This is a genomic window from Kitasatospora sp. NPDC093102 (genome assembly GCF_040683915.1).
GTDB lineage: Bacteria > Actinomycetota > Actinomycetes > Streptomycetales > Streptomycetaceae > Kitasatospora.
Genome location: NZ_JBFBFA010000081.1, coordinates 1 through 13,301, shown reverse-complemented (window position 1 = coordinate 13,301; position 13,301 = coordinate 1). Strand labels below are relative to the sequence as shown.

The 13,301-nt window shown below is 71.4% G+C and carries 10 protein-coding genes; 4 read left to right on the top strand and 6 right to left on the bottom strand.

Features of this window, described 5'->3' with window-relative positions:
* Window positions 1-407 precede the first annotated feature (407 nt).
* Window positions 408-2,474, top strand: a complete 2,067-nt coding sequence (locus AB0O11_RS37880; protein WP_363396727.1) for a multicopper oxidase — start codon at window positions 408-410, stop codon at window positions 2,472-2,474.
* A gap of 329 nt (window positions 2,475-2,803) precedes the next feature.
* Here the strand turns inward: AB0O11_RS37880 and AB0O11_RS37875 are convergent, their stop codons facing one another.
* Window positions 2,804-3,142 (bottom strand): SDR family oxidoreductase, encoded by a 339-nt coding sequence (locus tag AB0O11_RS37875; protein ID WP_363396724.1) that lies wholly within the window; start codon window positions 3,140-3,142, stop codon window positions 2,804-2,806.
* A 304-nt stretch (window positions 3,143-3,446) separates the two neighbouring features.
* Window positions 3,447-5,621 (bottom strand): SdrD B-like domain-containing protein, encoded by a 2,175-nt coding sequence (locus tag AB0O11_RS37870; protein ID WP_363396721.1) that lies wholly within the window; start codon window positions 5,619-5,621, stop codon window positions 3,447-3,449.
* A 623-nt stretch (window positions 5,622-6,244) separates the two neighbouring features.
* Between AB0O11_RS37870 and AB0O11_RS37865 the strand changes: the two genes are divergently transcribed.
* Window positions 6,245-6,595 (top strand): hypothetical protein, encoded by a 351-nt coding sequence (locus tag AB0O11_RS37865; RefSeq protein WP_363396718.1) that lies wholly within the window; start codon window positions 6,245-6,247, stop codon window positions 6,593-6,595.
* Window positions 6,596-6,795: 200 nt separating this feature from the next.
* Here AB0O11_RS37865 and AB0O11_RS37860 read toward each other — a convergent pair whose 3' ends face one another.
* Entirely contained in the window at window positions 6,796-7,359 is a 564-nt protein-coding gene (locus AB0O11_RS37860) for a GNAT family N-acetyltransferase (RefSeq protein WP_363396715.1), read from the bottom strand.
* A 145-nt stretch (window positions 7,360-7,504) separates the two neighbouring features.
* Here AB0O11_RS37860 and AB0O11_RS37855 point away from each other — a divergent pair, with 145 nt between their 5' ends.
* Both AB0O11_RS37855 and AB0O11_RS37850 read left to right on the top strand, forming a co-directional pair.
* Window positions 7,505-8,284: a winged helix-turn-helix domain-containing protein gene (locus AB0O11_RS37855; RefSeq protein ID WP_363396712.1), complete on the top strand. Its 780-nt coding sequence runs from the start codon at window positions 7,505-7,507 to the stop codon at window positions 8,282-8,284.
* Window positions 8,285-8,434: 150 nt separating this feature from the next.
* Complete coding sequence (locus tag AB0O11_RS37850) at window positions 8,435-9,940, top strand: FAD-dependent monooxygenase (RefSeq protein WP_363396709.1); 1,506 nt, start codon at window positions 8,435-8,437, stop codon at window positions 9,938-9,940.
* A gap of 248 nt (window positions 9,941-10,188) precedes the next feature.
* Here AB0O11_RS37850 and AB0O11_RS37845 read toward each other — a convergent pair whose 3' ends face one another.
* The 3 genes from AB0O11_RS37845 to AB0O11_RS37835 all read right to left on the bottom strand — a co-directional run bounded on the left by AB0O11_RS37845 (window position 10,189) and on the right by AB0O11_RS37835 (window position 13,116).
* A complete protein-coding gene (locus tag AB0O11_RS37845; protein ID WP_363396706.1) occupies window positions 10,189-10,749 on the bottom strand; it encodes a hypothetical protein in 561 nt (186 codons plus the stop codon).
* A 643-nt stretch (window positions 10,750-11,392) separates the two neighbouring features.
* Window positions 11,393-12,601, bottom strand: coding sequence for a hypothetical protein (locus AB0O11_RS37840; RefSeq protein WP_363396703.1), 1,209 nt, complete (start codon window positions 12,599-12,601; stop codon window positions 11,393-11,395).
* A gap of 26 nt (window positions 12,602-12,627) precedes the next feature.
* Entirely contained in the window at window positions 12,628-13,116 is a 489-nt protein-coding gene (locus tag AB0O11_RS37835) for an SsgA family sporulation/cell division regulator (protein ID WP_363396700.1), read from the bottom strand.
* Window positions 13,117-13,301 lie beyond the last annotated feature (185 nt).

Below are 13,301 nucleotides of genomic sequence, written 5' to 3'. Positions count from 1 at the left end.
GGCGCTGGACTACATGAACACCCGCTACGGCAGCCCGAACGCCGCCTGGAACTTCTGGCAGTCCCACCACTGGTACTAAGCCGACCCCTTCGGCTGCCGGTAACACACCCGCGACCTTGACCACCCTCCCCCTCACCCCGGGGGCCGGACAGGGACCACCGGAGTGACCCGAGAGGGCTCGTGCCCGCGCGATCCGCGTGGCACGGGCCCTCTCGCGGTCGTACGGACCCTTCGAGCGGATCCCCGCGACCGGTTTCCCCCGCTGCTGCAGCGGGACGACCAGCTTCCTTCACCGGAAGGAATATCTGCCGCTGCAGCGATAGTCCAATGATCGGACTTTAAGGGGCGTGGCATGTCGACCGGCAGAAATGACGCCGCGCTCCATATCGCGCGCATACCATTCGGGCGTGATCAAGGACACCGATCCTCGGGAGAATTCGCAGGCTGCTGACGTCGCTGGGAATTCTCTGCCGAGTCGACGCGAGCTGCTCAGAACCACGGTTGCGACAGCCGGTGCCGTAGGTTTTTCCGGCGCGCTTGCGGACGGGCACGCCTACGCAGTCAATTCTCTGTCCGGGCCGGGTGCCCTTCGAAACGGCCGGCACCACCCGCATCCTCCGCAGCCGTCGGGAGGCGCGCTCGATCCGTCATCCGTGCCCAAGTACAGAACGCCGCTGTTTCTTCTCGGTAAAATGCCCGGCGAGGGCCGGGACTCCTACCGCATCGCGATCCGCCAGTTCCGACAGCAAATGCTGCCGACCGGGATGCCGGTCACCACGGTCTGGGGTTACGGAGCCGTGGGCCACCAGCAGTCATTTCATACACCGGGCCTGACCATCGAAGCCCGTGTGGATCGGCCGATCTCCGTGACATGGGTCAACGACCTCGTCACCTCGCGCGGCTTCTACCTGCCCCATCTGTGCGCGGTGGATCCCACGTTGCATTGGGCGAACCCTCCTGGCGGAAGGGCCGGACGTGATTCGCGGCCCACCTTCTCGACCACTCCCGGGCCGTACACGGGACCGGTGCCCATCGTGACCCATCTGCACGGTGGGTACAGCCGGGAAGAGAGTGACGGATACCCCGAAGCCTGGTACCTGCCGGCATCCCGTGATATTCCTCGTGACTATGCTCGCGTGGGTACCTATTACGATCGGTTCGCCGAGCAGTTCCGCGACCGTTACGGCGCCCGCTGGCGCCCCGGGTCGGCAACGTTCGCGTACAGCAATGATCAGCGTCCCGCAACCCTCTGGTACCACGATCACACCCTGGGCATGACTCGGGTGAATGTCTACGCGGGCCTTGCCGGTTTCTACCTGCTGCGAGGCGGGCCCGCCGATCTCCCCCCGGGAGTGCTTCCCGGTCCGGCACCGGGGCAAGACGCTGCGCACGGTGCCCGCCCCTACGAAATCCCCCTGGTGGTTCAGGACAAGTCCTTCAATGCGGACGGGTCGATTTTCTTCCCCAGCAGTCGCGGATACTTCGGTGACACCCCGCCGGATGGTCCGTGGATCCCCGGTACCGATATTCCGCCGATCTGGAACCCGGAATTCTTCGGCACCACGATGGTCGTCAACGGGAACACCTGGCCGGTACTCGACGTGGAACCGCGGCGGTACCGCCTGCGCATCCTCAACGCGAGCAACGCCCGCACTCTCATCTTGAAGATCGCGGCTGACGCCACAGCCCCCCGCCCCGTCAGCCCCGCATTGCCCTTCTGGCAGATCGGAAACGACCAGGGATTCCTGCCGGCCCCGGTCCGGTCGGATCAACTCCTGTTGGCCCCCGCAGAACGCGCCGACGTGGTGGTCGACTTCACCGGCACCCCGGTCGGCACCGGGCTCTACCTGGTCAACGAAGGCCCGGACGAGGCGTACGGCGGCGGCGTACCGGTCACCGACTTCACGCCGGCGAATATCACGACCACAGGGCAGGTCATGAAATTCACTGTCGCGCCCCTTGCCTCTGCCGACACCAGTGTTCCGCCGTCGCAGATCGTGCTTCCTCCGGTCCCGGCACTTCCCGAGAGCCGGACGGTCCGGAAGCTGTCGATCAACGAGGAGGACTCGGCGTACTTCACCGGCGCGCCCACGATGGACACACTCGGCACGGTTGCGCCGAGCGGCTCAGCCACCCCGCTCCTGTGGTCGGATCCGGTCACCGAGACACCGGTGAAGGACGACACCGAAATCTGGGAACTGTACAACTTCACCCCCGACGCGCACCCTGTCCACATCCACCAGATCGGATTCCAGGTCCTCGACCGCCAGGCAATCACGGGCGGCGCGTTGTCACCCCCACAGCCGGGGGAGGGCGGATACAAGGACACCGTGATTGCATTGCCGAGTAACATCACCCGCGTCAAGGTCCGCTTTGGCATCGCGGGACGGTACGTCTGGCACTGTCACATCATCGACCATGAGGACAATGAAATGATGCGGCCGTTGCAAGTGCTTGATCAGAACAGCCATTGAGGCCTTTTCAGCGGTGATCACCAGGCGGCGGGACGAAGGAAGCGGGAGTCTGCGACCGGCTGCCCCGGTGACTGCGATGCGCGTTTCACTCGCAGCCGTGTCCGGATCATGATCGGGAACGCGGAAGTGCCTTCCGAACCGGGATGGCGAGGCCTGTCCGAGGTCTCCGTCGGCCCGGCAGGAAGGCACTTCCACGTGCACGCTGCCAGGCCACGTACCCGGCTTGTCGTCTCCACCGGCGGGCGCGGGGCGGCCGGCAGCGGGCCACGCCGGCCGGACCACGCCGGCAACTCCGGGCCCATCTGAGCACCCGTCATCCGCGGACGGGGTCAGCGGACGGACGCTCCACCGTCCACGGTGAGCAGGGCGCCGTTGACATAGGAGGCCGCGTCGGAGACGAGGAAGGCCACGGCCTCGGCGACCTCGCCGGGCAGGCGGACCCGGCCGGCGGGGGCCATGGCGAGGAAGTCGCTGCGGTTCTCATCGCCGAGCGAGGCCTGCACGCCTTCGGTCTCGATCACGCCCGGAAGGACGGCGTTGACCCGTACACCGGCCGGGCCGTACTCGGCCGCCCAGATCCGGGTGAGCCGGTTGACCGCGGACTTGCTCGAACCGTAGGCGGTGGCCCCGACCACGGCCTTGTCGGCGGCGCGCACGTCGTCGCCCACTGCCGAGCCGGCGTCGGACGCTCATCCCTCCTCGCGGCTGCACTCCTCGTTCTCAACGGCGTCGATCCCGACACCGCCTGGAAGCACATCGAACGAGCTCGCGGGCTCGCCGTCCCGGACACCGCCGAGCAGCGAGAGTGGACAACGGAACTGCTCAGACGGGCATGATGCTGACGAATCCGCGACGGCGACCACCCCGATCGGGCAGCAGGGTACCCGCGCCGGCGCCCGGCAGCGTACCGCCGGGCGCCGCAGGACGGTGCGCCCTCCGGCGGCCTGCCGTCCCGGTCGTGCTCGACCTGCGTCAGTGCCCGCACCCGCAGTGCCGGAAACCGAAGTCGAGGGTGTGGTCGTTCTCGCCCGGCCCGCCGGTGGTCAGCACCCGCTCGGGATACCTTCCCCCCGGCGGGACGATGCCCTTGGAGTTGATGAACGGGTTGTCACCGACGTCGTGCCTGGTGGGCACCCACCGGTACAGCTTGCCGCCCTCGGCGTAGTCGGACGGGTTGTCCAGCCGGATCGTGTACCTGGTGTGCGGCTCGAGGCCGCCGTCCACGTTCGAGTCGTCGAAGTAGTACTCGCCGCGCGCCGTCGTCCTCTCCGTTCCGACGAGCTTGGCCGCCCCGTCGTACAGGTGAACGGTGACGCCCTCCGCGGGGCGCTGGCCGGGCTTCTGGATGCCCGTGCGCTCGGGGTCGTACCAGACCCGGTTGCCGATCTGCAGCGGCGCCTGGTCGCAGAGCACCTCCAGGTCGCCCATCGAGGCGCCCTTGCCGAACGGCGCGGGCACGTCCGCCGGGTTGAGCCGCAGTCCGGGATTCGGGTCCGGCCTGCCGTCCGCCCGCTGGAGGAACGACGTCCCGTAGCCGAAGGCCGTGTTGTTGGGGTCGTACCCGGAGGTCCCGATGGTGGTCTCGACCTTGGACAGCGCCATCCCGGCGTAGTCCGCGTTGTGGTGGACGCCGAACCGACTGGTGTCGAAGAAGCGGGTGCCCCGGGGGGAGAGCCCGCAGCCGTTGTTGGTGTCCATCACGAAGGTGCCGTTCGCGAGGCAGGCCTTGTTCAGGTCGCCGCCCGACAGGACCTCACCGACCGCGGCGCCCGCCGCCGCCTGGCCCGTCGCCCGGTCGGCGAGGCGGTCGCGGAAGGCCAGCAGCATCGTGCCGTCCGTCTCGAAGCCGACCTCGCCCAGCTCCGGCTCCGGCTGGGCGCGGAAGCCGGAGCAGGTCTGGCCGTTCTGCGTGGTCGGGTAGGTGTTCGTCCACGGGAACCAGCCCGCGCCGTCGCACGGGCCCGAGCCGACGGTCGACTGGCGCGGGTAGTCCAGCGGCTGGTCCAGCACGGCCTGCCGGAACTGTCCGGTGGCCAGGTCGAAGGGCAGCACGATCGCCCGCAGGTCCGACACCTTGCCCGTCGACTCGCCCGAACAGACACCGCCGAGGTAGCCGGTCCCGTCCTGGAGGCCCAGACCGAAGGGCCGCCAGTCTCCCGTCGAGGGGCAGCCCGGGTCCGGGATGGGGTAGACGGCCCTCGGCGCCGACGCGGTCGGCACGGAGGCGTCGTAGCGGTACAGCTGACGGTCGTTGAGGTTGACGACGAACAGGTCCCTGCCGTCGTCCGTCACCTTGAGCCCGCCGAGGCTCTCCTTGCCCGGCACGGCCAGGAACGCGTCGTCCGCGCCCGGCCCGTGTGCCGTGCTTCCGGCGTCCGGGACGGTGGTGAACAGCGTGGTCCTCTTCTGCGCCAGGTCGGTCACGTAGATCCCGCCGGAGCCACCCGGGCCGTAGTCCGTGGTGCGCTTGGCCGCCGCCGAGGAGAACACCCGCCTGTCGGCCTTGTTCCACGCGATGCCGTACAGCGTGCCGGTCTGCGCGTCGGTGGCGATGTTCGTGACGTTCACGTCCACGCCGTCCTGGCCGCGCGCACCGTACGGGAACGACACCAGCGTGCGCTGCGCACCGCCCCCCCACGTGGTGTTCTGGCAGGTCGTCACCAGGGGCGCGTTCTTCTGGCAGTAGTCGCCGGGGCTCCACAGCCCCGTGGTGTACGAGATGTTCCTGCCGTCGGAGAGGTCGACGAACTCCTCGTCGGAGCTCAGCTGGTTCGGTGCGCCGTCCAGCCCCTGCCGCGAGGCGAAGGCGGGGAACAGCACGCCCGGCTTCGGATTCACCACCTGCACCCGGTACTTGCCGCTGTGTTCCCGGCTCTGCGGCGGTGCCAGCGTCACCGTCCCGTCGGCCGCCGTGGTGCCCTCGACGTGGACCCGGTCCCCGCCGGTGAGCGTCACCTTCACGCCCGCCAGCCCCGGTTCCAGCGCGGGCGTCCACGCACCCGAGGCGTCCACGGCCCGGATCACCCGGACCGTCACCGTTCCGTCCCCGCTCTGCGGGAACGCCGCCGGCGCCGTCAGCAACCCGCTGCCGGTCAGCGCGACGGCGAGCACCGCGGTCCGCGCGACGCACGTCCTTCGTTTTCTCATCCCCACCTGGGCCCCACTCTCGTGATCAGCGGGCAGATGCCCGATCCGGACAGAGCCCCAGGAGAGCGGCAACCGGTCGTTCACGCCCCCGCTTCGGGGCACATTCACTGGTGTGTGTGACGGAGAACGGGCTGGAAATCGCATCAAGTTCGGATACGGCCCCACAAGTTCGCATGCGATCGGAGATGGCGTGATTCCCCTGACACCGGACTCGCTCGCCCGTCCGCCCGGCCGTCCCGGCAGGATCCGGGGTTCAGCCCGTCACCGGCCCTGACCGGTGATGAGTCCGATCAGGGCGCGGGTCGTGTCGCCCTCGGAGCCGTTCTCCGGGAACAGGGCGGCGGCCTCCGCGCTGCGGGGGAGCGTGTCGTTCGCCACCGCGCGTGAGCCGGCCGGCGGCCGGCCGCAGGGCCGCGGCCGCCCCGCGCACGGCACTCGCTCCGGTGCCGGTCAGGACCACCCGCCAGTCCATGACGCTGCGCCTCACACCGCAGGGCCCGGGTCGAACTGCCGTCGGAAGCGGGAAACCGGTGGCTCACCTTCCGCAGAGCGATTCCACACCGGTGCGGGGAAATTGGCTCGTTCCTCACCTACCGCGGCGCCGCGTGGTGCATGATCGCAACGTGAGCACGTGGTGGGACACACGCCGCAGCGCCCGGCTGGCAGAACTGGCGTCCATGTTGGAGTTCTTCGGCGCCGAACCGGTCGACGACCCCGGCGTCGGCGAACTCGCCCACGCCGCCGAGACCCTCGCCGAGGAGTACCGCACCAGCGACCGCGGCCACGCCGTCCACCGTACCGGCGACCTGCTGGAACAGGCCGCTACCGCACTGCACACCGCCGACCGCCTGCGCGGCGCCCTGACTCCCGTCGTCAACCACCACCTGCGCAGCGCCGCTGTGGCTCTGTCACACGCCCGCAACTGCCTGTACGGCCAGGCCTTGCCAGGCGCCGGGACTGTCCCGCCCGCCTGATCCCGGCTCCGCCACGAAGGCGCCTTGCCGATGGCGAGCCCGCCGAACCGGGCCACACCCCGTGATCGTCACCCGGTCACGAGCTGACGGGCCCGCAGGCGGGGCCGTCACTGCTTGCCCGACACCCTCGCCCCGCCGAGAGGACGGCCAGCACTGCTTCCATGGCAGCGGCGCCTCCGCCGAAGACCAGTGCTCCTGGCTCAGAGTTCCTTGGTCATGAAGATGCGGCTGGTGCCGGAGGGAACGCAGGGCACTTCTCCCAGGCGGTGCCAGCCGTGCCGCTGATAGAACTCCGGGGCTTGGAAGCTGATGGTGTACAGGACGGCGGCCTTGCACCCACGCGCCCTCCCCTCCTCCTCGGCCCGGCGCAGGATCCGGCTGCCCAGTCCTCGGCCGCGCAGCTCGGGTGGCAGGTAGAAGAGGTCGATGAACAGGAGCCCGAGGGACGTACGGCCGGACAGGCCCCCGAGGACCTGGTGGCCGCCGGGCTCGCGGACCAGGACGGCGAGGGGGCGTCGGTCGTCGATTCCCGTGATGCCGACGTTGAAGCGGTCCAGCGCGTCCGAGATGGCCGCCGTCTCGGTGCGGTACGGGGTGTCGGTGAGGACGATTTCCACCGGCTCCGCTGCTCGGCCGGGAGGGCTCGCCGGCTCCGGTGCCGCACCGGCCACGGCGACGGCGGCGTCCGCGAGCGGATCCGACGGGCTCGCGGCGTGGGCGTCGGGGACGGTGCACGGCCGCAGGTCTTTCCTGATGAGTCGCACTGGCGGACGGTCTCCTTCGGATTCGGGTGGTCTGCGCCGGGGGCGAGGCGCTCTCGGCCGACCGATCGGGACTGGTCGACGGGCGGGGAGCCTAGGCGGCCGCGGGTTCGGCGCGTGCCGAACCGTCCGTCGGGATACTGGGGGCATGACGGCTGACAGTGCGGGCAAGGACGTCGGCGTCGACCTTGCCGCGGTGGCACGCCTGCTCGCGGACGGTTCCCGGGCGGACATGTGCCTGGCCCTGCTGGACGGCCGGGCCTGGACGGCCCGGGAGTTGGCCCGGTATGCCGGTGTGGCGCCCTCGACGGCCACCGGGCACCTGAACATGCTGGTGGGCGGAGGCCTCCTGGCCGAGGAGCGGCACGGCCGCCACCGGTACCTGCGACTGGCCGACCCCAAGGTGATGGCCCTGATCGAGAGCCTGGCCGAAGTCGCCCCGCGTCGCCCTCCCCGGCCCGCTTCACTGGGCGCGAGCGGCCGGACCAGGGCACTGGCCCGTGCCCGGCTGTGCTACGACCACCTCGCGGGAGTCCTCGGCCTGGCCGTCACCGACGCGTTGGTCGACAACGGCCTGATCATCTGGGAGCCGGAGCCACGGCTCACCCCGGCCGGGGCGGCCTGGGCGGCCGAGAACGGCATCGAGCCCTCCACCGCTTCGCGGCGCCCCCTGGTGCGTTCCTGCCTGGACTGGACCGAACGCCGCCCCCATCTGGGCGGTGCCGTGGGAGCCGCGATCTGCTCGCGTGCCCTGGAAGCAGGCTGGGTCGTCAAGGTCGGCACGGGCCGAGCCCTCGCGCTGACGGAACCCGGCCGCCAGGTGTTCCACGAACGCTTCCGGATCCCGACGGACAGACTTCCCACGGGCCGGACCACGACCGAGCCGGCCGCCCGGTCCGGCCGCCGGCCGGCCACGGAGAGCCGGTGACCGGGCGAGTCCCGTCCCCGGAACCTGCGGGCGAGGCAGGGCGGTGTTGCCCCGGGCCCCCGCCCGCCGTTCGGGGCTGTGGCCGAACGGGCGCGGCGCCTGGAGGGTCCCGCCGTGCAGCACCCTCACCCAGGACCGAGACTCGGAGGCATGAACACAGCGGACCTGTCACCGAGTGGCTCCTCGGACCGGCACGGGGCACCGGACGCGGATGTTCTGGTGGTCGGGGCCGGCCCGACCGGCCTGCTGCTCGCGGGTGACCTCGCCAGGTCCGGAGTCGATGTCACACTGCTGGAGCGACGCGACCACGAGTCCAACCTGAGCCGCGCCTTCAGCCTCCATGCGCGAACCCTGGAGCAGCTCGACGCCCGTGGCCTGGCCGACGAACTGCTCCGCATCGGCACTCCGACCCGGGCGCTGCATCCGTTCGGCCGCCTCAGCATCGACTTCGCCGGCCTCCGGACGCGCTTCCCCTTCATCCTCACCATTCCGCAGTGGCAGGTCGAGAAGGCACTGCTGCGCCGGACCGAGGAAGTGGGAGCGACCATGCTTCGTGGGGCTCGGGCCACCGGGCTGCGGCAGGACCCGGACGGCGTCGACGTGGATGTGCGCTATCCGGGCGGCGCCACGGGCACACTCCGGGCCCGTTACGTCGTCGGTACGGACGGGGTGCGCAGCACCGTCCGGGAGAGCCTGGGGATGCCGTTTCCCGGCAAGTCGGCGATCAGATCCGTGATGTTGGCCGATGTGCTGCTCGACCGTGCCCCCGACGAGATTTTCAACTTCGCCTCGAATGAGGACGGTTTCACGTTCTTCGCGCCGTTCGGGGACGGCTGGTACCGGATCATCGGCTGGGACCGGCACCGGCAGGTGCCCGACGATGCGCCGCTCACCCTGGAGGACGTCCGGGACATCACGAAGCGGACGATCGGCAGCGATCTCGGGATGCACGACCCACGGTGGCTCTCCCGGTTCCACAGCGACGAGCGGCAGGTACCCCGCTACCGGCAGGGAAGGGTGTTCCTCGCGGGTGACGCCGCGCACGTCCACTCGCCGGCCGGCGGCATGGGCATGAACACCGGGCTTCAGGACGCCGCCAACCTCGGGTGGAAACTGGCAGCCGTTGTGCACGGCTGGGCCGGTGACGCACTGCTGGACAGCTACCACGCGGAGCGTCACCCGGTGGGGCGGATGGTCCTGAGGGTCAGTCACGCACTCCTCACGGCCGTTACCACCGGGTCACCGCTGATCCGCGGGCTGCGGGCCGCGCTGGCCACCGTCGTACACCAGCTGACCGTGGTGGAGGCCCGTGCGTCTCGCGGCATCTCCGGCATCGGGATCACCTACCCCGCGCCCCGGGGCTCTCATCCGCTCGCTGGGCGCCGGGTTCCTGACCTCCGCCTGGCGGGGGAGCCGGCCCGGCTCTACGAGGCGCTGCGGGAGGGCAGGTTCGTGCTGGTGGGCTGCGATGTCGCCGCGGTTGCCGCGCCGTGGGCGGGGCGGGTGGTGACGGCCTCCCCGGCGACCAGCCTGCGCCCGACCCTGCTGGTTCGGCCCGACGGCTATGCCGCGTGGGCGGCCGAGGACCCCGACCCGGACGAGGTGCGCAAGGCCCTGACGCAATGGCTGGGTGCGGTGGACCACCGGGCGGTGTGAACGGGCCGGCGGTCTCCGGAGCGGATCCCGCTGGGTCCGGCAGCGCCCTGGCGGACCCGAACCGCCCTCTCGCGTCCTGCCCGTCATCGCTCGGAACGTCCGCCTCCCCGCCCTGTCGACCCTGCGGACCAGGAGGGCCTGCGCGCCGCCCGCGCCGAGATCCGGCGGTGCTGGGCCTGCGAGGGCTCTTCGGGTGGCTCCGAGGGCTCGGAGCGGGGGGTGGCGTGGTGGGGGTGCGCTGCCGGTGGTTATGCCTGGTTCCCGGTGGTCTGCGGTGCGGTGTAGAGGATGGTGCGGGGCTGTACGGTCAGGTGCCGCGGTGCGGTGGGCAGGTCGTGCTGGACGGTGATCCGGTAGCGGATGGCCGTGTCGCCGTCGTGGGTGAGGATGCGGCCGGTGAGCGGGATCCGGGTGTAGAGGGTGCCGGTCTGCGAGTCCAGGTCCACGGGCTCCCACTGCCGGGTCGCGTCGTCGAACCGCTCCAGGCGGATGTCGCCGCTCCGGAGGGAGGGGCCGTGTTCGGGGGAGAGGACGAGGATCTGCTGGGCCTGGGCGAGGCGGGTGTCGTCGGCGTAGCGGACGGTGAACTCGTGCGGGCGGTGGTCGGCGCTGATCAGCTGGGCGGGCAGGGGGTCGATCCGCAGGCCGGTGTCGACGGTGGCGGCCGATGACGACGACGAGTGCGAGGCCGTGACTGCCGCGGGGGCGGTGGCGGCCATGGCCTGGCCGGAGACGCCGAGGGCGGCGGCGCCGGCGAGGAGGAGGGAGGTCGTTGCGGTGGCGGTCCGTCGCATGGTCGTGCGGTTCATGTTTCTTCCTCGGGGTTATCGGATACCTGGCTGCGTTCTCCGCAGACCGGGGGAGGGGGGAAGCTCCCCCATCGGGGCATTTTGTTTAAGCTTCAACCAACACAAACCACCGTACGGGCCACGGATTCAAGCGTCAAGCGATGGAGTGAGGTCGTCGTGATGGATCAGGACGGGCGCGAACGAATCCGGGCCCGAAGCGGTCGTTGCCGGACGTCGGCCCTCCTGGGTGAGCGTCGGTACCGGCCGAGGCCGTGGAGCGGCGCGCCCGCGCTCGTCCGGCCGCGGTTCCCGATGCCGTACGCGCCCTCGGCTGCTGCGGCTCCGGGGTCCTCCCGGGTGCCGGAGGTGGTGTGGGGGAGGGCGGTGGGTGCGGGGAGGGCGTGTTCGCGTGATCGTGCGGTGGCGTCTCGGGCGCGGCGCGGCAGGTCGCCGGGCGCCCCGCGAGACCGGCCCCGTGCTGGTCGTGATTGGCGTGCCGGGCGACGGTGTCTTCGAGGTGCTGCCACAGCACTTCCTCGGCGCCCTCGCCCACGGGGACGACGGCACGGGCCGGGCCGCCGTCATGGACGTCTCGCGCCGCCGCGCCGGTCCGCCCGTGCCGATGGGGCGGACGGCCCGCGAACCGGCTCGGGGGCCGGGCGCTTCACGAGGGGCGGGGCCCGGGCATGGTCGGGGTGGGCCGGTTCGCGCGTTCCAGGTCGGCGAGCAGACGTTCGATGTCGGTGATCAGTGATCCGTAGACGTGCCAGGCGCCCGGTTCGGCCAGCGTGCCGTGCCTGATCTCGTCGGTCATCGTCCTGTGCCAGGTCGTGGCGTCGTCGATCGCGTGGCGCAGCGGCCCGCAGAGGCTGTCGAGATCGGGGCCGGCGGCATGCCCGGGGGCGGCGAACGCCTCCATCGCCCGCTCCGCCGTTTCCAGGGTCGCCGCGTACCGGTCGAGGAAGAGCCGGTTCAGGCCGTGACCGGCGGGCTGGTCGTCGACGCTGTCGGCCAGTGTCCGTGCGATGCCCCGGACCTGGAAGGAGACCCGGTGCAGGGCGCGCAGCGCCTCGCTGTGGTCCGCCGGCTTCTGTTGTCCGTGGACGATGCACCGGGTGTTCCAGCGCAGGCTCTCCTGGCTCTGGCGTACGTCCTCCTGCGCCTGGAGTGCCAGGTCGTCGAGGTGCCTGCTGCGCTCCAGCCACAGGTGGGCGCGATCGGTGTGCTGCCGCTCACGCAGTCCGCGGCCCATGTCGCCGAGCAGTTCTCCCATGGCCGCGGCGAGTTCGCGCACCGAGGTGTCGGAGGCGCCGAGGTGCACGGGCGGAAGGATGAGGGCGTTGACCGCGATGCCGGCGGCCGCGCCGGTGAGGGTGGCCAGGGTCAGGGTGACGACGTGGCCCACGGGGACGGCCGTCGCCGCCGCCAGGGTGAGTGCCGCTGTCGAGGCGATCTGCAGGCGACTGTCGGAGCCCCGGCGGCCTCCGGCGACCAGTGCGATGGCCGGGATCGCGGCGACGCTTCCCGCGGCCGGGCCGAGCAGCCACACGACGGCCACGGCCAGTGACAGCCCCCCGGCCCGGGCGGCGACGCTGCGCAGGGCCTGCGTCACCGATCGGTAGATGGTCGGGGCGTTGACCATGGCCAGGGCGGTGGCCACGGCGAGGTACTGCTGTTGCCCGGGGAGCCACCACAGGGCGGCCTGCCAGGCGAGGAGGGCCGCGACGAGTCCCTTGACGCTGCGGGTGAGGGCGGTGGTCGACCATCCCGGGAGCGACAACCGGGGCGCGCGCGGCAGCCGCAGGGCGCGGCTCGGTGCTTCCCGCCACCGGACGATGGCGGCCGGATGCGGCACGAAGGCCAGGGCTCTCATCTCTGTGCTCCTGCTCCGTCTACTGCTCACTTGCTGCGGCGGTGTGACCCGCCGGGGTCGGCCGGGCCGCTGAACGGAAGCGGCCGAGGCCGGGGCCTCGGGCGGGTGCCCGGCAGCAGGCACGACAGTTCGGCGTCCAGGTCGTATCCGTCGGCTTCCCGGCCGGCGGGCACCAGTCGGTGGGTGCGCTCCAGCCACTGGGCCACCACGTGGAGCGGGGCCCGGAGCCAGGCGGTCCCCTCCGGCGAGGAGAGGGCGAGGTTCAGTACCTCCTCATGGCCGACCGCTCCCGGCCAGACCTGTACGTCCCCTTGCCCGCTCGGTCTGTGCAGGCCCTGTGCCAACAGGTCGCGGGCGAAGACCCAGGGGACCCGGCCGTCCGCGTCGGTGTGGAAGACGATGTGCACGGCGAGCGGGTCGTAGGAGCGGTAGGACAGGAGGGTCGGCAGTGTGACCGGTTCTCCCGAGGGAAGCAGGAGTTCCATGTCGAGCATCTGATCTGCGCAGCCGTTCACGGCATGACTCCCTGTGTGGGTAGTGCCCCCCTGAACGGCGGGTGCGAGCGCCCCGGCCGTGGGCGTGGGGGGGGGGGGGCGGCGGCGGGGGGGGGGGGGGGGCGGCCCCCGGGGGCGGCGCGGGGGGGGGGGGGGGGCGGGCCCCCCCCCAGCGGCCGGGCGGGCCCCCCCCCCGCCCCCGCCGC